The organism is Enhygromyxa salina (assembly GCF_002994635.1).
GTDB classification, from domain to species: Bacteria; Myxococcota_A; Polyangia; order Nannocystales; family Nannocystaceae; genus Plesiocystis; species Plesiocystis salina_B.
Genome location: NZ_PVNL01000001.1, coordinates 51,497 through 69,843, shown reverse-complemented (window position 1 = coordinate 69,843; position 18,347 = coordinate 51,497). Strand labels below are relative to the sequence as shown.

Annotated in this window: 15 protein-coding genes; 6 read left to right on the top strand and 9 right to left on the bottom strand. The window is 68.9% G+C overall.

Annotated features, from left to right (window positions below; translation table 11 throughout):
• Positions 1–17 precede the first annotated feature (17 nt).
• The gene (locus ENSA7_RS00285) at positions 18–2,747 is read left to right on the top strand and encodes a DUF2169 family type VI secretion system accessory protein (protein ID WP_106087168.1); all 2,730 of its coding nucleotides are present in this window, start codon (positions 18–20) and stop codon (positions 2,745–2,747) included.
• Positions 2,731–3,792 (top strand): pentapeptide repeat-containing protein, encoded by a 1,062-nt coding sequence (locus ENSA7_RS00280; RefSeq protein WP_181232816.1) that lies wholly within the window; start codon positions 2,731–2,733, stop codon positions 3,790–3,792. Before ENSA7_RS00285 ends, ENSA7_RS00280 begins: the two co-directional genes overlap by 17 nt.
• Before the next feature lie 15 nt (positions 3,793–3,807).
• On the opposite strand, the gene selD is transcribed toward ENSA7_RS00280, so the two are convergent.
• Positions 3,808–4,848 carry a selenide, water dikinase SelD gene (selD, locus tag ENSA7_RS00275; RefSeq protein ID WP_106087166.1) on the bottom strand — a complete coding sequence of 347 codons (1,041 nt, stop codon included), beginning with the start codon at positions 4,846–4,848 and terminating at the stop codon, positions 3,808–3,810.
• Between the two features lie 198 nt (positions 4,849–5,046).
• On the opposite strand from selD, the gene ENSA7_RS00270 reads away from it, so the two are divergent.
• Positions 5,047–6,207, top strand: coding sequence for an LCP family protein (locus ENSA7_RS00270; protein ID WP_106087165.1), 1,161 nt, complete (start codon positions 5,047–5,049; stop codon positions 6,205–6,207).
• A gap of 147 nt (positions 6,208–6,354) precedes the next feature.
• Entirely contained in the window at positions 6,355–7,317 is a 963-nt protein-coding gene (locus ENSA7_RS00265) for a cation diffusion facilitator family transporter (RefSeq protein ID WP_106087164.1), read from the top strand.
• Between the two features lie 42 nt (positions 7,318–7,359).
• On the opposite strand, the gene ybiA is transcribed toward ENSA7_RS00265, so the two are convergent.
• Positions 7,360–7,806, bottom strand: coding sequence for a riboflavin biosynthesis intermediates N-glycosidase (gene ybiA / locus ENSA7_RS00260; RefSeq protein ID WP_106087163.1), 447 nt, complete (start codon positions 7,804–7,806; stop codon positions 7,360–7,362).
• A gap of 211 nt (positions 7,807–8,017) precedes the next feature.
• Between ybiA and ENSA7_RS00255 the strand changes: the two genes are divergently transcribed.
• Positions 8,018–9,250, top strand: a complete 1,233-nt coding sequence (locus tag ENSA7_RS00255) for a DUF4215 domain-containing protein (RefSeq protein WP_106087162.1) — start codon at positions 8,018–8,020, stop codon at positions 9,248–9,250.
• Between the two features lie 2 nt (positions 9,251–9,252).
• Here ENSA7_RS00255 and ENSA7_RS00250 read toward each other — a convergent pair whose 3' ends face one another.
• Together ENSA7_RS00250 and hflX are read right to left on the bottom strand one after the other, a co-directional pair.
• Entirely contained in the window at positions 9,253–10,824 is a 1,572-nt protein-coding gene (locus ENSA7_RS00250; protein ID WP_106087161.1) for an ATP-binding cassette domain-containing protein, read from the bottom strand.
• Positions 10,821–12,197: a GTPase HflX gene (gene hflX, locus ENSA7_RS00245; RefSeq protein ID WP_106087160.1), complete on the bottom strand. Its 1,377-nt coding sequence runs from the start codon at positions 12,195–12,197 to the stop codon at positions 10,821–10,823. The genes ENSA7_RS00250 and hflX overlap by 4 nt, the downstream gene beginning before the upstream one ends.
• Before the next feature lie 353 nt (positions 12,198–12,550).
• On the opposite strand from hflX, the gene ENSA7_RS00240 reads away from it, so the two are divergent.
• On the top strand, positions 12,551–13,456 hold the full coding sequence (locus ENSA7_RS00240) for a hypothetical protein (RefSeq protein WP_106087159.1): 906 nt from the start codon (positions 12,551–12,553) through the stop codon (positions 13,454–13,456).
• Positions 13,457–13,460: 4 nt separating this feature from the next.
• Here the strand turns inward: ENSA7_RS00240 and ENSA7_RS00235 are convergent, their stop codons facing one another.
• From ENSA7_RS00235 to ENSA7_RS00215, 5 genes are all read right to left on the bottom strand, one after another.
• A complete protein-coding gene (locus ENSA7_RS00235; protein ID WP_146157154.1) occupies positions 13,461–14,870 on the bottom strand; it encodes an ArsB/NhaD family transporter in 1,410 nt (469 codons plus the stop codon).
• An 8-nt stretch (positions 14,871–14,878) separates the two neighbouring features.
• Positions 14,879–15,754 carry a hypothetical protein gene (locus ENSA7_RS00230; RefSeq protein ID WP_106087157.1) on the bottom strand — a complete coding sequence of 292 codons (876 nt, stop codon included), beginning with the start codon at positions 15,752–15,754 and terminating at the stop codon, positions 14,879–14,881.
• Between the two features lie 65 nt (positions 15,755–15,819).
• A complete protein-coding gene (locus tag ENSA7_RS00225; RefSeq protein WP_146157153.1) occupies positions 15,820–16,821 on the bottom strand; it encodes a hypothetical protein in 1,002 nt (333 codons plus the stop codon).
• 41 nt (positions 16,822–16,862) lie between these two features.
• Complete coding sequence (locus tag ENSA7_RS00220; RefSeq protein WP_106087155.1) at positions 16,863–17,678, bottom strand: hypothetical protein; 816 nt, start codon at positions 17,676–17,678, stop codon at positions 16,863–16,865.
• 141 nt (positions 17,679–17,819) lie between these two features.
• Positions 17,820–18,314: a dihydrofolate reductase gene (locus ENSA7_RS00215; protein WP_106087154.1), complete on the bottom strand. Its 495-nt coding sequence runs from the start codon at positions 18,312–18,314 to the stop codon at positions 17,820–17,822.
• Positions 18,315–18,347 lie beyond the last annotated feature (33 nt).

Below are 18,347 nucleotides of genomic sequence, written 5' to 3'. Positions count from 1 at the left end.
ATCACAGGGGATCCGTCTTGAAGGTCGTCAAGCCAGGCAAGCTCAGCGTGGTCACGCGTTGCTTCGAGCATCAGCGTCGCCACCACCTCGGGGTCTCGGTGCTCGCGTTCGTGCCGCTCACCGGCCCGTCCAACCTGCTCAGCGAGATCTCGCTGTGGACCTTCATGCCGGCCCGGCTCGAGGTCCCCGTGCTCGACGGCGGCGTGCCCAAGTCCCGCGGCGAGTACCTCGTCGATGGCTTCGCCCACAGTCCAGGCGGAGCGCCGCAGCCAGCGGTGCCGATCCGCGTCCGCGTCGGCGCGCTCGAGAAGACCCTCAACGTCTACGGCGATCGCTACTGGCGGGGCACGACCCCGACGGAGCCCCAGCCGTTCTCGCAGATGCGCCTGGGCTGGGATCGGGCCTACGGCGGGCCTGACTTCCCCACCAACCCTCTGGGCAAGGGCGACGCCGAGGTCGAGATCCAGCAGGTGATGATCCGGCCGCTGCCCAACGTCGAGTACCCGCGGCAGCTGGTCGACAGCCCGCGCAAGCGGCCCGAGCCCGCCTGCATGCTGCCGATCGACATCAGCTGGCCGCAGCGCACCTCGCTGGCTGGCACCTACGACGGCGCCTGGCTCGAGAACCTGTTTCCTGGCCTCGCCGCCGACGTCGACTGGAGCATCTTCAACCTCGCCGCCCGCGATCAGCAGCGCGAGGGGTTCTGGGCGCCGGGCGAGAGCTTCCGGTTCGACAACATGCACCCCCAGCTCCCGGTGCTCGAGGGCCAGCTGCCGCGCTACGTGGCGCGGACCTTCATCAAGCGCAAGGTGTTCGTGCCCCGGCTGGGCGAAGACGGCCAACCCAGCGGCGAGCACGACGAGGCCGAGCGCTTCACCGAGATCCCGCTCGCGCTGCAGACCCTGTGGTTCTTCCCCGACGCCGAGCGGGCCGTGATGATCTTTCAGGGCTCGACGATGATCCGCGAGGAGGACGGCGCCGACGTCCTGGCTCTGGTCGCCGCGGCCGAGAACGAGGGCCAGCCCCGCTCCGTCGAGCACTACCACCAGGCCCTGCGCGATCGCATGGTCGACGCCGAGAACGCTGGCATCGCCTGGCTGCGCGAGCACGAGCTGCTGCCCGAGGGCCTGTCCGACCAGCCTGACGCGCTGCAGAGCGAGGAGGCCGAGCTCGGCAAGCACGAGGCGCTGATGCAGAAGAACATGCACAACAAGGCGGTCGCCGAGGCCGAGCGGGCCCGGGGGATCGTCGCCGCGTGCGGGCTCGACCCCGACGTCCACGGGCCGCTGATGCCCGAGCCTCCCCAGCCGCCGCCGACCCCCGCCGAGCTGCCCGCGCTCGCCATCAAGCTCCAGGCCGAGGCCGAGGCCAAGGCCAAGGAGGAGAAGCAGTGGGTCGAGGATCGCCTGCAGAAGGTCGAGGCGATGGTCGACGAGCTGGGGATCCCCGGGTTCACGGGCGCGGATCTTCGCGCCGAGACCGTCGCGGCGGCCCCGGTCGGGCCCCCCACGTTCACCGCCGCGGCCCAGCTCGCGTCGATCGTCGCGATGGCCGCCGACTTTCGCAGCCGCGGGACCGTGGTCGACGAGCTCGAGGAGATGAGCGTCGACAGGGAGCTCTACGCTCGCTGGGAGGCCGCCGAGCTCAAGATGCGCGAGGGCTACGTGCTAACCGCTCACCTGCAGAGCCCCGCCCCAGGCATGGACGAGGCGCTGCTCCCCGCGGCGCGCGAGCGCGTGATCCGGGCGCTCGCCGCAGGTGAGGACTTCGCCAGCCTCAACCTGACCGGGGCCGATCTCTCGAACATGGACCTGCGCGGGGCCAAGCTCGCGGGGGCCTTCTTCGAGAGCGCGCGCTTCGACGGGACCGACCTCAGCGACGCCGACCTCAGCGGCGCGGTCTTGGCCCACGCCTCGCTCCGCGGCACCAAGCTCGATCGCGCCAACTTGCGGGGCGCCAACCTTGGCGGCAGCAAGCTGCTCGAGGTCTCGGCCCAGGGCGCGGACCTGAGCAAGTCCGTGCTCGCGGGGGCCGACCTCTCGGGCGCGTCGATCTGCGGGGCCAAGCTGGGCGGCGCGGATCTGTCCAAGGCAGCCTTCGAGGGCACCGACGCGAGCGGGATCCAAGCCGAGGACGCGATCCTGCTCGAGGCCGAGATCAGCGGGGCGCGGTTCGCTGGCGCCAAGCTGAAGGGCGGCAGCTTCATCAAGCTGGATCTGAGCGGCGCCGACCTGTCCGGCGCCGATCTGACCTCGTGCACCTTCTTGAGCTGCGTGGCCAGGGGCGCCAACTTCTCGGGCGCCACGCTGACCAACGCGCGCTTCGTCGAGTCCTGCGTGCTCGACGAGGCCAAGTTCATCGAGGCGTTCATGCCTCGCTGCTTCTTGCGTGGGACCTCCATGATCGGCTGTGAGCTGTCCAAGGCCACGCTCGACAGCGCCGATCTGAGCAGCTGTGATCTGACCGGCGCGCGCTTTTATCAGGCGATCGCCCGCGAGACGAAGTTCGAGAAGGCCGACCTCAGCGACGCGGTCATGCTCAGCGCCAACCTCATGCACGCCTCGTTCACCAACGCGATCATTCGTGGGGTCGACCTGCGAGCCTGCAACCTCCACGGCGCCGACATGGCCCGGATCCGCAGCGACGAGCGTGTTCAGCTCGACGAGGCCCTGCTGACCAAGGTCCGGGTCAACCCGCGGCATGAGCCCAACCTCGAGCTGGAGGCCGAAGATGGCAACACCGTCTAACGGCGCCGAGCTGTCGGCGTACATCAAGAGCGGCGAGGTGCTCACCGAGCTCGACCTGTCGGGCAAGGACTTTCGCGGCGCGGACCTCAGCGGCGCGCTGTACGAGTCCGTCGACATGCGCGGCGCCGACTTCAGCGGCGCGGCCATGCGCGAGTCGATCTTCTTGAATTGCCGATTCGACGGCGCGGCGCTCGAGGGCGCCGACCTTCACCAGGCGATCGTCGGCGGCTGCAACCTGTCCGGCGTCAACCTGGCCAAGACCACGCTGACCGCCGCCAAGTTCGACGACTGCGTGGCGCCCGATCTCAACCTGCGCGGGGCCGATCTGCGCGCGGCCGCGTTCGCTCGCTGCAAGCTCGCCTCGCTGGTGCTGTGCGAGGCGACCCTCGACCGCGCCGTGTTCCTGAAGTCGGATCTGGACCAGCTCGACGTCAGCGGGACCAAGCTCCTGGCCGTCACCTTGCTCGAGGCCGACCTGCGCAAGGCCAACGTCACCGGCGCCCACTTCGAGCGGGTGACGCTGATCCAGACCAAGCTCAGCGGCATGAAGCTGGCGCAGATGCGGTTCCCCTACACCCAGTTCACCGACGCCGAGCTCGAGGGCTGCGATCTGAGCGGTTCGGACCTGCGCAACTGCAACTTCAAGGGCGCCAAGCTGGCCGGCGCCAGCTTTGTCCAGGCCGCGATCCCAAACGCGCTGTTCGTCGAGGCCGATCTCACCGGGGTCAACCTGAGCCGGACCCAGCTGTTTCAGAGCATCTTCATGGACGCGATCCTCGAGCAGGCCAACTGCTCGGGCGCGGACATGCAGCAGTGCATCTTGCATCGGGCGCGCTGCCAGGGCGCCGTGTTCTCGGCCGCGGATCTGACCTACGCCGACTTCGCCCAGGCCGACATCCGCGACACGGACTTCACGGGCGCGAAGCTGTTTCGGGCCAACCTCCACATGGTTCAGGACGCGGGGGCCGTGATCCCGGGTCGCAGCGTCACGCTGGGCACCGACCCCGAGCTCGCCCGGGCCCAGAGCTGGCAGCCGAAGTACTGAGCGGGACCAGGCGCGTCAGCGCCCGGATCGCAGCTCGACCTGGCCGATCTGCGCGGGCTTGGCCGGCAGCAGCTCGCCGATGATCGCGGCTTGGTGTCCGGTGCCGCGCAGCTCTTCGAGCATCCGCTCGGCCTCCTCGACGCGCAGCGAGACCAGCAGGCCCCCGCTGGTCTGGGCATCGGCGGCGAGGCGGGTGCGGGCGGACGCGTCGACGTCGTTGCTCGAGTAGCGGCGCAGCAGCGAGCTCTCCACGTGCTCGAGGTTGGCCTTGCTGCCGCCCGGGTAGTGGCCAGCCGCGAGCAGCTCGAGCGCGCCGGGGAGCACGGGCAGCCGATGCAGATCGATCTGCGCGCGCAGCCGGCTGCCCCTCAAGATGTTGCGCAGGTGCCCGAGCAGGCCAAAGCCCGTCACGTCGGTGCAGGCGGTCGCGCCGTGCTTGCAGGCCAGCGCAGCGGCGACGTCGTTGAGCCGGGACATCGACGCGGTGGCCGTCGCGATCTGGCTGGCGCTCGCGGCCTGTTGCTTGATCGCCGTGCCGATCACCCCCGTGCCCAGCGCCTTGCTGAGCACCAGGACCTGGCCCGGCAGCGCGCGGGTGTTGGCCAGCGCCCGGCGCTGACCCGCGTCGATCATCCCGGTGACCGCGAGCCCGAATTTCAGATCGCCGTTGCGGACCGTGTGGCCCCCGACGATCGACACGTTGGCCTCCGCGCACTTGTCCCGGGCGCCCAGCATGATCCGGCGCAGGATCGACAGCGGCAGCTGATCATTGGGGAAGAACACCAAGTTCAGCGCCCACAGCGGTCGCCCGCCCATCGCCCACACGTCCGACATCGCGTTGGCGGCCGCGATCGCGCCGAAGGCCTCGGGCTCGTCGACCAGCGGCGCGATCGTGTCGGTCGTCAGCACCAGCCGCGGCCCCTCGGATCCGTCGTCGGTCGGCAGACGCACGACCGCCGCGTCGTCGGACAGCTCGGGTCCAACGAGTATGCGCTCACTCCCGGCTGCAGGTGGGAGCACCCCGTCCAGGACCTCGACCAGGTCCGTGAGCCGCAGCTTGGCGGCTCAGCCACCCCCGCTTGCGTAGGCGGTGAGGCGGATCGGATCGTGGTTGTCGTCGACCATTTGGCGCAGGGTACCCGTTCGACAGCGCAGGACGAGGGCCATTGTTTTGTTTAGTGGTGCGCTCGCGACACGCGGCCAGGCGGGGCAGGGCGGCGGAATAGCGGGCAGCTCGCGGTGCGTCGAGGCGCCGTGAGTCCTGGCCGCAAGCGAGCGCTGATCTACGTCATGTCTGGGCTGTCGGCGCTCGCGGTGCTGATCGCGGCGCTGGTCTGGGCCCTGGTCGAGGACGTGGGTGTGCTGCGACACACGACCGCGAAGTCGTTCCGCGAGCTGGTCGGGGCGCCGGAGGCTCCGCCTGGGTTGAGCGTCGAGGTCGAGCCCGACGGCCCGCCCGGCGTGGCGCTCGCTCGCCGGGTCGTGATCCCCAACGCAGCGGCGGTCAGCGAGCCGCCCCCGCCCGCGCCGCGGCGCCCGCCGGGCCTCGACGGCGTCTCGTTCGTGCTCCTGCTCGGCGCCGACAACCGGACCGACAAGGTCGTCGGCCGGACCGACGCGATGATCGTGCTCGCGTTTCGCCACCGCGACGGCAACCTGGCCGCGTTCAGCATTCCGCGTGATCTGTGGGTCGCGCTGCCGGACCTGGGGACCTTGCACGAAGAAGGCCGCGATCACGCCCGGGTCAGCTCGGTCGTGCGGGTCGGTGAGGTGCGGCTCGGCAAAGGGCAGGGGATCCCGCTGTTGCGCCGGGTGTTGCTGGACGAGCTCGGGATCCGGATCGACCGCTACGCGAGCATCGACTTCGCCGGGTTCGAGGCGCTCGTCGACGAGCTCGGGGGCGTCGACGTCGACGTCGAGTGTCCGATCATGGATTGCTTCTGGATCAACGGGACCGATCAGCCCTGCGTGATGATGAGCGTCGCCGCGGGGCGCAATCACATGAACGGCGCGACGGCCCTGCAGTTCGTGCGATCGCGCCACGGCACCGGCGATCGAGATCGCACCAAGCGGCAGCAGGCGGTGATCCTGGGGTTCGCGCGGCGCGTGCAAGATCGTGGGCTGCGCGGTCTGTCGGCGCTGTGGCAGCTGGCGTCGCCGTTCGTGACCACGGACCTCGAGGCCGACGACGCGGCGTACTACGCCTCGTTCGCGCTCGAGAATCAGCTCTCGCAGGTGCGCGGGTTCTCGATTCAGCATCCGATGACGCGCAGGCACGTCGCGGCGGAGGACAAGCACGTGCTGGTGTTGGACCGCGACAGGTTCGACGCTGCCCTCGGGCGGATGTTCGAGGCCGAGCTGCCGGCGCTGCGCGAGCGCTCGCGCTGCCCCGCGCCCGACGCGGCGCTGAACTGAGGACGTCCGGGGTGGGTGTTCGAAGCTGCGCCGTCGCTCGTGGCATCATCGTGCGGCCACTACGCCACGACCGTCAGCAGGCGCTGGCGGACGGGCGCCGAACGAGCCGACAGGCTATAGAACCACGACCCGCGAGCGACCACGCCGATGCCCGACCACAGCCACGATCACGATCACGATCACGATCGCCGGATCGATCGAGCGTTCGCGTTCGGGGTGGTCCTGAACTCGGCGTATGTCGTCGCCGAGTTTGGCTATGGGTTCGCGGCGGACTCGGTCGCGCTGCTGGCCGACGCCGCTCACAACCTGGGCGACGTGCTCGGGCTGCTGATCGCGTGGGGGGCGGCTTGGCTCGCGCGTCGGTCACCCTCGGGTCAGCGGACCTACGGGCTGCGCAAGTCCACGGTGCTGGCGGCGCTGGCCAACGCGCTGCTGTTGATCGCCGCGACCGGGGCGCTGACCTGGGAGGCGATCGAGCGGCTCGCCGATCCGCCCGCGCCGACGGCGGTGACGATGATGGTGGTCGCTGGGATTGGCGTGGTGATCAACCTGCTGTCGGCCGTGATCCTGCTGCGCAGCGATCAGGGTCACGGTCATGGTCATGGTCAGGGGCACGGCCACAGTCACGGGCATGGTCATGAGCACGGACACGGCTCCGACCTCAACCTGCGGGGCGCCTTCGTGCACATGGCCGCCGACGCGGCGGTCTCGCTGGGCGTGGTCGTGACCGGCGCGCTGCTGCTGTTCACCGGCTGGCGCTGGTTGGACCCGGTCGTGAGCCTGGTGATCGCGGTGGTGATCTTCGTGGGCACCTGGTCGCTGCTGCGCGAGGCCCTCAATCTCGCGCTCGACGCTGCGCCGCGGCACATCGACCTCGATCGCGTGCGGGCGTACCTCGGCGAGCACCCGCGCGTGGTCGAGGTGCACGATCTCCACGTGTGGGCGCTCGGCACCCGCGACGTCGCGCTCACGGCCCACCTGGTGGTCGATGGGCAGGCGGGGGACCTGGTTCGAGATGCCGAGCGCGAGCTCTCGACCCGGTTTGGGATCGCCCACTCGACCCTGCAGCTCGAGTCGAGCGGCGACCGACCCTGCCCGCAGCGCTGCTGAGGTTGGGCAGGTGTCGGCGCCGGTCTGAACCCGCGACAAGCGTCACTCGTCGCGGGTTCGCAGCTCGGCGCGCAGCTGCATCAACAGCACGCCCAGCCGGTTGCGTCCGCTGCCGTCACCGCCGTCGGCCCAGTAGCTGTCGTTGCGGGTGTGCTCGACCAGCTCGGCGTCCCCGGTGCCGAGCAGCAGCCGCGCTAGTCGGGGGTGCTGCCCGAATTTGGCCCGCAGCGCGTCGAGCATGACGGACTCCTTGACCTGCTCCCAGTCCGCACGCAGCCCCGCGAGCCGGCGCCCGAGCTTGGCCGCCTGGCCTGGACTGGGCGCCAGACGGACGCGCTCACGCAGCTCGGGATCGTGGAACTTCTGGGCTTGAAAGTAGTGCTCGGTCGTCGCCCACAACTGCCCGTCGAGCTCGATCGGGTGACTCGAGAAGTTCGAGAACTCTCCCAGCACATCTTCTTGACGATAAAACTCGAGTCGCTCGAGCATGGGCCATGATGGTGTCCGATAAACACTATGATCGCAACCAGAAAAACACCCAGATCGTCCCGGGGGGCAGCGGGCCCGCTGGTTCCATTTCCGGTTGGACCGTCGCGGCGAGTGCGTGCTGTCCACGGTGGTGGTCTGGCCAAGCTACCGAGCGCGAGCGCGCACGCCGATTGCGGTTGGATCTGCCCCGGTGATCGCCGTAGCATCAGCCATGCGCCGCTCGCTTGCCCTCTTCCTAGCCCCCTTGTTCACGCTCGCCTGTGCGGAGCCGGACAACGACGACCGGTTCGGGAGCGCGACCTTCACGACGACCACGACGACGACCCCGGGCGACGGTGACGGCGACGAGACCACCGGCGACGGCGACGGCGACGGTGATCCATCCCAGAGCTGCGGCGACGGGATCGTCGATCCCGGCGAGCAGTGCGACCTCGGCCCGCAGAACAGCGAGTCTGGCCAGTGCACGCCGCTGTGCACGATCGCCTCGTGTGGCGACGGCTTCCTCTACGAGGGGTTCGAGGAGTGCGACGATCAAAACGCCGACAACACCGACGACTGCGTCGCGGGCTGCAAGCTCGCGACCTGTGGCGATGGCTTCACCCAGACCGGGGTCGAGGCGTGTGACGACGGCAACGACGACGACGCCGACGGCTGCACGGCGACCTGCCTCACCGGCGAGTGCGGCGACGGCATCCTCCAAGAGGGCGAGCAGTGCGACGACGGCAACATGGTGACCGCGGACGACTGCCCGGCTTGCCAGCTGGCGTTCTGCGGCGACGGTTACGTCCAGGCCGGGGTCGAGGTCTGCGACGACGGCAACATGGAGAGCAACGACGCGTGCACCTCACCGTTTTGCACGCCCGCCCAGTGTGGTGATGGCATCGTCTACGACGGCGTCGAGGAGTGCGACGACCAGAACGACAGCGACAACGACGCGTGCACGACCGCGTGCACGATCGCGGTGTGTGGCGACGGCTTCAAGCACGACGGCGTCGAAGAGTGCGACGACGGCGATCAAGACGACGATGACGGCTGCGACACCATGTGCATCGCGTCGGCGGATCCCCAGTGCTTCTTGCCCTACACGGAGTTCACGGGGGCCAACCGCAACAAGAACCAGGTCGGCGGCGGGGCGTTCTGCGATCAACAGGTCGGCAATGGCTGGCAGGGACCGGGCTGGTACCGGTTCACGGGCGACGCTGGCACCCAGATGTCCGAGACCGTGATCCCCAGCAGCAACTGCGCCACCCATGCGACAGGGTGGCTCAACGGAGCCCACCCCGAGCTCAACGACGGCATCGTCGCGCGTCAGGTGTGCTTCAACTGGAGCGGCAACCAGTGCAACTGGAACGCCAACGTTCAGGTCGTCGCGTGCCCCGACTACTACCTGTACAACCTGCCGAACACGCCGGCCTGCCAGCTGCGCTACTGCGGTCAGGACTGAAGCTAATAGCAAGTCCAGGTGTGGCCGCCGCGGCCGTCGAGCGTGAGCTTGGCTCGCGTCCCGATCGCGTCGAGAAACTCTCGATCGTGGCTGACCACCACGAGCCCGCCGGGCCAGGCCGCGAGGGCGGCCTCGAGCGCCGCGAGGCCGACGAGGTCCAGGCTGAAGGTCGGCTCATCGAGGACCAACAGCTCGAGCGCTGGGGTCTGCCGCGACAGGCAGATCAGCGCGGCCCGGACCCGCTCGCCGGGACTGAGCGACGCGAGCGGACGCTCGGCGAGCGCGAGCGGGAACCGGTGGGCGAGCAGCAGCTGGGCGGCCTCGTCGAGCGACGCCGCGCTCGAGCGATCGAGCAGCCGCGTGAGCAGGCTGTCGTTTGAGACCCAGTCGCTCGCGCCCTGGGCGATCGAGCCGATCCGTTCAGACCGGCGCGTCGCCGTGCCGTGGCTCGGTGCCCGCTCGCCGAGCATGACCTGCACCAGCGTGGTCTTGCCGCTTCCGTTTTGCCCGACAACGCCCACGCGCTCGCGACCGAGGCGCGCGCTGACGCGATCGAACAACGGCCGCCCACCGACCGCGACGCCGACGTCTGACAGCGAGATCAGCGGTTCACCATCGGGGTCCGGCAGCGTCGCAACCAGGGCCCGCAGCGGCAGCTGGACCCGCAGCGCGCGTCGGGTCGATCGCGTCCACTCACGGGTCGCGCCGATCCGTTCGTTGCGGATCTTCGCGGCCTTGGCCTGGCTCTCTTGCGCGTAGCTGCGCTTGTCGTTGAGCCGGCACCGCGACGTGCAGCGGCGCAGCTCGTGGAGTCGGCCCACGTTCTTCTTGCGTCGCCGCCGTTGGTTGACCGCGTGGTTGTGGCGCTCGGCGTCAGCGAGGGTCTTCAGATCCTCGACGTAGCGTCGCTGCCGATCAGCCTGCTCTCGCTCGAGTTGACGCTCGAGCTGCTCGAAGCTGCCGGCCAGATACCGACAGCCGGACTCGGCGACGATGAAGAAGTGCTCGAAACAGCGGAGCAAGCGGCGGCTGTGCGACGCGACGATCAAGCCCCCGCGAAAGCTCGGCAACCACCGCTGCAGCCAGGCCTCGCCCGCGGCGTCGAGGTCCTCGGAGGGTTCGTCGAGCAACAACAGCTCGGGCTGCGCGAGCTTGGCCGCGATCAGGAGCAGCTTGCGGACCTCGCCGCGGCTGAGCTCCTGGGCCGCGAGCAGCTGTGTCAGCGGCCGGAGCCCGACCTCGGCGAGCTCCCGGGCCAGCTCACCCTCGAGCTCGGGCTCGACCCGCGCGCGATCCAGCAGGTCTCGCGCGCTGCCGAGGGCCTCGTCCCGGCTTGGATCTTGGCGGACGAAGGCCGGCGCGGTGGTCAGGCTCACCACGCCACGCTCGGGCGTGACGCGCCCGCCGAGCAGCTCGAGCAAGGTCGACTTGCCCACGCCGTTGCGGCCGATCAGCGCGACGCGATCGCCGACCGAGACGCTGAGCCCGAGATCGCGGATCAGCGGTCGGCGGGTCGGCGAGTCAACGTCGACGCCGTGCAGCGCCACCAGGGCTCGATGAGGCCCGGCGGTCATCGCTGCACCGCCTTCGCTGCGCGCCGGATCCCGGCGATCACTTGGGGCGTGCCCTCGATCGTGAACGCCAGACCGCGCTCGGTCGCGTTGGTCGTGATCACCCGACAGCCCGCATAGATCGACGTAATCACGTCGGCAGCCGCGTACGGCACGAACACGCGGGTGCGCTGGTGCCGATGCCGGGCAGCGTCGATCAGCGCGGTCTCGAGCCGGGCGACCGCGTCCACGTCCGTGCTGCTGAGCACGGCAAACTCGTGGCCGCCGCTGCGCGCTTGCAGCTGCTCGGTTGACGGCGCCTGCTCGATCCGATCGAGCTTGTTATATACGTAGTAACGCGGGATCTGGTCGGCCTCGATCCGCGCGAGCACGGCGTGGGTCGTGTCGAGGTGCATGCACCACTCGGGGTCGGATAGATCGACCACGATCGCCAGCAGCGAGGCCTCGCGCAGCTCCGCGAGCGTGGTCTCGAAGCTGGCCAACAGCCGGGCCGGCAGTCGCCGAATGAAGCCGACCGTGTCGCTGATCACCACGTCGCCCCCGTGCCGCGTCAGGCTGCGAGAGGTGGTGTCCAGCGTCTCGAACGGCATGTCCCGGGCCGACAGCCCGGCCGCGGTCAGCCCGTTCATGAGTGAGGTCTTGCCCGCGTTGGTGTACCCGACCAGGGCCACCCGCTCGCACGACTCCCGGCCCTTGCGCTGGGTCTGTTCGGCCCGCTCGAGCTTCGCGTTTTGCTTGCGCAGCTCGGCCAGGCGACCGTCGAGCTGGCGCGCGAGCAGCTCCGACGCCGTCTCGCCCGGGCCGCGAGCCTTCGTGAGCCCGCCGGCCTGCTGATCCATGTCCAGCCCGATCCCGCGGATCCGCGGGCGTAGATACTCGAGCTGGGCAATCTCGACTTGAATCCGCGCCTTCCGGGTCTTCGCGTGAATCAAGAATACATTGAGGATCACCGCTTCACGGTCACTCACCGAGAAGCCTGTCGCGTCCTCGAGGTTGCGGGTCTGCGATGGGCTCAGCTCCGCGTCGATGACCAGTAGATCGGCGCCCGCCGCGGTCGCCCGGGCGGCGATCGCCTCGGCCGTCCCGGTCCCCAAATAGGTACGTGGATCGGGCCGACTGCGCTGATAGGTCTCGTATCCGACAACCCGATCCCCTTGCGCGCGGACCAGCCCCAGGATCTCGGCCAGCTGCGCCTGCTGCTGGGCAGGATCGTCCCAGACCCCGACAGACACCACGTAACAGGCGTTTTGTCCGTCGGCGCGGATGTTGGGGCGTCCGTCCACGCGGGCCCAGTGTTCAATCAGTTGCTCCCGGCGGCCGTCGTCGGCGAGCGGGACTTCAGTGTGTTCTTCAATTGGCTTCGAATGGAATTTCATCGCGGCTTTCCAGTCGCCGTCCTCACTCGCGCCACTGCACCAAATAGGTGTGGGCGCGCGCGCAGACGAGCGGTCCTGCCTCTGCCAGTGCGGCCACGACGAGCGGGCACGCAGGAGCAGAGGCGTCGAGTCAACGTTGTGACGGGCTCGAGACGAGCGGACTATTGGAAGTGCGACTTGTACATGGCCTTGCCGTGTAGACGCGAACCCTAGCCCCAGTCGCGACGGCGCGCAAGGGGATCGTTGCTCATGTGAACCAGTCTGCGAGTGGCGGGCAATGAGCCTCGCCCGCGCCGAAAGTCAGCGCTTGCCCTGCAGCTCCAGGTCCAGTCGGCCTGCTAGTCTCGCGCCCGATGCTGACCGACGCGCTGACCGACGCGCTGAGCTCCATGCTGAGCCGCGCGGCCAAGTTTGCGGCCGCCGCCGCGCTGGGCTGGCTGATCGTCGGCTGGTGGCTGCTGTCGCGCTACGAAGACCGCGGCGAGTGGTATGCCGACTACGCGAGCTACGACGCAATCTTGCTGGGACTGGGCGTGTCCGCGGTCGCGCTGTTCCTCGCGCTCGTTCCGTTGCTCGACCGGTCTCGGCGGCGCCCGCTGGCTGTGCTCTTGCCGGGGATCGTCGTGCTTGGGTGTTGCGTTCAGATCGCGGTGTGTTGGTTCTACCCGGCGCCGAGCCTCGACGGCGTTCGGGTCGCCGCCGCGGCCGGCGACTTCGTCCGCGCCCAGGCCGAGTTTGACGCGCTCGACGCTGACGATCGTGCGTCCGAGGGCGCGGCCGAGCTGCACGAGCTGCTCCTCGCCCAGGGCAAGCGCGACGGCGAGCAGCTCGCCCGCAAACAGGCCGATCAGGCCGACGACCACCGCCTGGCCCAGGCTGGCGACGCCTCGTTGAAGGTTGCGACGACCCTCGTCTTGCACCGCGCGTGGACGGATCCAGACAAGCAGGCGCTCGCCCGTCGCCGCTTGCTCGAGCGCGCGCGGTTCATCGCCGAAGATGCCTGGACCGACCACGACGGACCCGCGCTCGCTCGAATCGCGGAGGACACCCGCGGGCTCGACGACGACTTCAGCCAACAATGTGAGACCCGCGCGGCGCTGGAGATCGGTCGCTCGTGCGCCGCAGACGGACGTTGGGAGTGCGTGCGGGCGATGCTGACCAAGCTCGAAGACGGGCGGGCCCTGGACCCCGCGTTCACGCCCATTGTCGATCAACTGCGCGGCGTGTTGGAGGCGGTCGAGCGGGTCCCGACCCCGTAGCTAATCAGGCCAGCACCAACAGCACATAGGCGACCGCGAGCGCGATCTGGATCAGCGCATAGGGCAGGGCCTTGACCACGAAGCCCGCGAAGCTGAGGTCCAACTTGTAGCGGTGGATGATCGTGACCGCGACCAGCGTCGAGGCCGATCCGATCGGCGTGAGGTTGCCGCCCAGGTTGGCCCCAAACACGACCGACCACCACTTTGGATCGGTGCTGGGGGTGCCCATGTTCCCGAGGATCTTGGCCAACATCGCCGCCAGCGGGATGTTGTCGGTGACCGAGGAGAACGCCGACGCGCTCACCAACACCAGCCCGGTCCCGGCCGTCTCGCCCAGGCCGATCATCCACGCGAGGCCGGTGCCGATCAGCGCGAGGACTTGGGCGTGCTCCATCACGTTGATGACCACGAACAGCGCCGCGAAGAACCCGAGCAGGTCCCAGTCGAGGCCCTTGTAAAATTGATCGACGCTGCTCTTGTAGCGCAGCAGCATGATCACCGCGAAGCCGAGCGCGACGAAACCCATGCCCAGCTCGCTGACCCAGGGCAGCACCGAGGTGGTCGCAATGACCAGCACGAACAACCCCGTCATCGCGGTCCCGAACCAGAAGAACCCGGGCGACTCGATGCCGTCGTTCTCGTCGAAGCTCTCGACCTGCAGCGCGGCCTGCTCGCGGGCGGCGTCGTCGGGCAGCGCCTCGATTTTGAACAAGCGCACGCCCATCGCGACCGTCACCACGGTCGCCACGATCACGTAGGGGCTGGCCTTGTAGAAGAATTCGATGAAGCTGATGCCCGCCGCGGTGCCCACGATGATGTTGGGCACCGAGGAGATCAGCGTGAGCAGGCCGCCGATGTTGGTGAGCAGGCCCTCGACGAGCAAGAACCCGAGCAGGTATTGCTCGCGGCCGAGCTTCTTGAGACTCACGCCGGTCAGCGAGCCGACGATCAGCATGGCGGTGACGTTGTTGAGCACCGCCGAGAACACCACGGTCATCAGGCCGTACAGCCACAGCAGCCGGCGAGGCTCGCCCTTGGAGGCCTTGGTCAGCTTGATAGCGATCCACGTGAACAGGCCGGACTTGCTGGTGACGTCGATGAACAGGCTCGAGCCCAAGATGATAGCGATCACGCCCCAGTCGATCGCTGGAATGTAGATCGGCATGGCGATCTCGTGGCCGCCGACGATCACCGGGCCAAATGGCAAGATGTGCACGGCGGTCCCGAGCAACAGCGACACGACCGCGAACACGCCTGCGATCAGCGACTTCTTGGCGTGGATCTTCTCTTCGAACGCGAGGCACAGGATCATGCCGACCAGCAGGCCGGTGAACACGAGCGTGATCGTGAGCGGGACCTCGTGGGTCTCGCTGGCCGGGGCTGTCGACGCGAGCAGGAGCTGAATCGGGGGCATGGCAGGGTTCACAGCAAGAGCAGCGGGATGTCGCGGAGCTCGACGGCGATCGGGTAGGCCATGCCGTGCATGGCCAGCTGATCGTCATCTTTGGTGTCCATGACCAGCAGGTCGACCTCGTGATCCCGGACCAGCTGACGGTAGGTCGACAGGTGCTGGCCCATGACGATCAGCGGGCGAACGTCGAGGCCCGGGCGGTGCGTGGCGATCACCGCCCGGCAGGCGTCGACATAGTCGGTTGGCTGCGCGAGCAGCTTGGCGCGGATCAGCGTGCGAGCCACGTCGGTCTCGATCTGTGGGATCTTGCTGATCGCCTCCATGAGCCGCGTGAACGCGAGCTCGTCTTCGACGTGGGTGAGCCACAGCTCGCCCTTGGCCTGGGTCATCGCCGCGGCGAAGTTGATCAGCCGCTCGGAGCCGGTGAGGTGGTCGGTCATGGCCATGACCACGTCGGTGTTGCGCAGGGCGTGGGCGGCCGCGTTGAGCAGCTTGGGGTGCGGGGCGAGCAGGATCGGCGCTGGCGTGGCCTGGGTGAGCACGTCGACAAATTCACCGAGCGAGAACTCCAGCGTCCACGCCGAGCTGTGCAGGTTGCGGTAGGTGCAGACCAGGTCTGGCGCCCAGTCTTCGACGAGCCGGTGGAGCTCGCTGATCAGCGCGTAGTCGTCACCGATCACCAGGCGCCACTGCGGGGCCGCGTCGGCGCCCTGGCCGGGGTCGACCACGCCGATCAGGAACCGCTCGAGCTCGGCCTGGAACCGCGCCGAGGCGTCCGCGTCGAGGTCGGTCACGACCATGATCTTGCGAATGGTCGGCGGAGCCCAGGTAAACGTGTCCTTGCTCGCCGACCGAAACGCGCTCTCGAATTGGTCGAGGGTGCTCATGCAGCGCGCTCATCGTAACGCGTCCGCGCGTGCACGACCAAGCCGCGCATGTCCCCGCCCCTCGATCAGGGCGCGTCGGTGCACAGCTTCGTGACCAACCTGGGCGGCGCCATCGAGCCCTGCGCGAGCAGGTTGAACTCTGTCGGCAACCACGCCTCGGACGTCAGCAGCACGCCCGGATGATCCTGCTCGCCCGTGAGCCAGGCTTGGACCAGCGCCTTGGAGACCGGGAGCGCGATGTCGTGGTACGCGTACTCGGGGCTGATCGGCGCGTTGCCGGCCGCGATCGTGGGCTTTTGGTGGGGATCGATCGCCGCCGCGCCTACGTTGGTCCAGAGGTTGGGGGCGGCCGCGTGCAAGAAGGTTGTGACGCACTCTTCCGGCTCGGCGCCGTAGCCTTGGCCGGCTGACCACGCGCCGCAGCTGTGGTACTCAGCGGGATCGACGTCGAGCTCGTAGATCGACACGAGCGCGGGCTCGAGATTCTCGATCTTGGCGGTGACCTCGAAGTAGGCGTCTTTGACGACCGGCGCCTGATCGGCCCAGCCGTTGACCGCGAATTGGCCCAAATAGGTGCTGGAGCACGAACCATCGCCGTTGTGGCCGCAGGCCCAGTGCATCGGGACCGCGCCGAAATCCAGGCCCTGACATGGCGACTCGACCGGCGGGTAGGGCATGTCGACGTCGTAGTTCCAGTCGATGACGCAGCCATTGCTGCCACCGTCGGCATAGGTCGCGTCGAGGAAGGTGTCCTGGGCGATCGGAATCACGACCTCCACGGTGTCCGGGCAGGTCGGCAGCGCGTTGGGGTCACCGTCGCCATCGCCATCGCCGGTCTCGGGCGCGGTGCTGCCCGTGTCGTTTCGGCCCGTGTCAGCGTCGCCCGTGTCGGGGTCATCGTCGCCGTCGCCGTCGCCGTCGCCGTGGGTCAGCGTCGCGTCGCCGGACTCGTCGTCCTCGCACTGGGCTGGCGGCTCACAATCATTGAACGCGGGATTGGGTTGCGCACACGCGGTGCTCACAGCCAGCGCGGCCGAGACGATGGGTAGCAATTCAAGTCGACGCATAGACTTTCATTGCTATCACGCTCGCGCGCGACTCGCTACGCCTATTCCATGTAGGTGTGCGCGACCGCGGTCGCACCGTGATCGAAGGTCGGGCCAAGAGCTTCCAGCGCGTCGTTCTCGATCAGATGCCGGCCGCGGCTGATGCAGGCGCCGAGCACCTCGACGTGGGCGCTGAGGGCTTCGGCCCCCGCGCTTGCGATCGACTCGCCGAGCTCTGGCACCGCCCGCAGCAGATCGTCGAGCCGCTCGAGCAGGCCGTCGGCCCCCAGCGCCGCGTGATCGGTGCGAGCCTGGAGGTAGCTCAAGCCCACGAAGACCTGGGCACCGAGCTTGCGCTCACACGCCCGGATCAGCTTCGGCCCCACGCTGACCGCGAACTGTCCGAGCTCGAGCTCGACGCCAAGCGACGCGAGCGGGAGCTCGCCGGCCCACGCGGCCCCGCGGACCTGCGCGTGGTGGCGGGCGTTCGCGGGCGGTGCCCGGCGCACGAGCGCGGCCAGATCCAAGCGCTGCCCCGAGCTGGTGACTTGCTCGCGCCACAGCTGCGCGAGCTGGACCAGATCGTCGATCAGCAGCAGCCGTCGCTGGGCCGCCTGCCCGCCGAGTCGGCGCAGCTCCTCACCGAGCGCGTCGAGACCGAGCGCCAGGCAGACCGAGGCGCCGCGCGCGAGCGAGTCTTCGACCGGTCGCAGCAGCCGAACCCCGAGCGCGCTGAATTCGATCAAGAAGCCCAGCTGCGCGGTCGCGTCGAGCTCGTCGGACAGCAGCGCGCGCAAGCTCGGGTGCGCGTGGGCGCTGGCCCGCGCCCGCCGTACGTGGGGGACATAGTGCTTATCTACGTAGGGGTGCTGCAACATCGCGTCGATTCGTCCACCGCTGATTCACAGCCACACATATCGCGCAGGTTCGCGCGACGCTAAAAACTGGCCGCGCGTCGATCGTACGGGCTCCGTGTTCAGTGCCGTGACCAACCGGGGTCGCGGGAGCTCCCCGCCCGATCAGCGGCGCTCGAGCGTGAGGATCGTGAACGCGTGGGCGTGGCGGGGGTCGGCCTCGTGGACGTCGCGGCTGAGCTCTCGCCACTGCGCGGGGTCATAGCGCGGGAAGTGGGCGTCACCCTCGAGCTTCGTGTGGACGCGGGTCAGATAGATGCGGTCGGCGACGCCGAGCGCCTCCGCGTAGAGCCGGGTCCCGCCGATCACGAACACCTCGTCCTCGTTGGCCGCCCGCGCGCGCTCGAGCCCCTCGTCCAGCGAGTGGACCAGGATCGCGCCGGGGGTCTCGTAGTCGCGGCGCGAGCTGACCACGATGTTGGTCCGGTGCGGCAGCGGCTTTTGACCCTGTGACTCCCAGGTGCGCCGGCCCATGATCACGTGGTGGCCCTTGGTCGTGCGCTTGAAGTGGCGAAAGTCGTCGGGCAGGTGCCACGGCAGATCGTTGTCGCGGCCGATCACGTCGTTGTCGGAGGCCGCGGCGATCAGGGAGATGCGCATGGCCGGAGCATGCCTGCCAAACGCGGCCCAGGC

Bases quoted from the DNA above. Each gene is read 5' to 3' on its own strand.
- ENSA7_RS00215 (WP_106087154.1), bottom strand. From the start codon at position 18,314: ATGCGCATCTCCCTGATCGCCGCGGCCTCCGACAACGACGTGATCGGC.
- ENSA7_RS00265 (WP_106087164.1), top strand. From the start codon at position 6,355: ATGCCCGACCACAGCCACGATCACGATCACGATCACGATCGCCGGATC.
- hflX (WP_106087160.1), bottom strand. From the start codon at position 12,197: ATGAAATTCCATTCGAAGCCAATTGAAGAACACACTGAAGTCCCGCTC.
- ybiA (WP_106087163.1), bottom strand. From the start codon at position 7,806: ATGCTCGAGCGACTCGAGTTTTATCGTCAAGAAGATGTGCTGGGAGAG.
- ENSA7_RS00225 (WP_146157153.1), bottom strand. From the start codon at position 16,821: ATGCGTCGACTTGAATTGCTACCCATCGTCTCGGCCGCGCTGGCTGTG.
- ENSA7_RS00235 (WP_146157154.1), bottom strand. From the start codon at position 14,870: ATGCCCCCGATTCAGCTCCTGCTCGCGTCGACAGCCCCGGCCAGCGAG.
- ENSA7_RS00240 (WP_106087159.1), top strand. From the start codon at position 12,551: ATGCTGACCGACGCGCTGACCGACGCGCTGAGCTCCATGCTGAGCCGC.
- ENSA7_RS00250 (WP_106087161.1), bottom strand. From the start codon at position 10,824: ATGACCGCCGGGCCTCATCGAGCCCTGGTGGCGCTGCACGGCGTCGAC.
- ENSA7_RS00280 (WP_181232816.1), top strand. From the start codon at position 2,731: ATGGCAACACCGTCTAACGGCGCCGAGCTGTCGGCGTACATCAAGAGC.
- ENSA7_RS00220 (WP_106087155.1), bottom strand. From the start codon at position 17,678: ATGTTGCAGCACCCCTACGTAGATAAGCACTATGTCCCCCACGTACGG.
- ENSA7_RS00230 (WP_106087157.1), bottom strand. From the start codon at position 15,754: ATGAGCACCCTCGACCAATTCGAGAGCGCGTTTCGGTCGGCGAGCAAG.
- ENSA7_RS00255 (WP_106087162.1), top strand. From the start codon at position 8,018: ATGCGCCGCTCGCTTGCCCTCTTCCTAGCCCCCTTGTTCACGCTCGCC.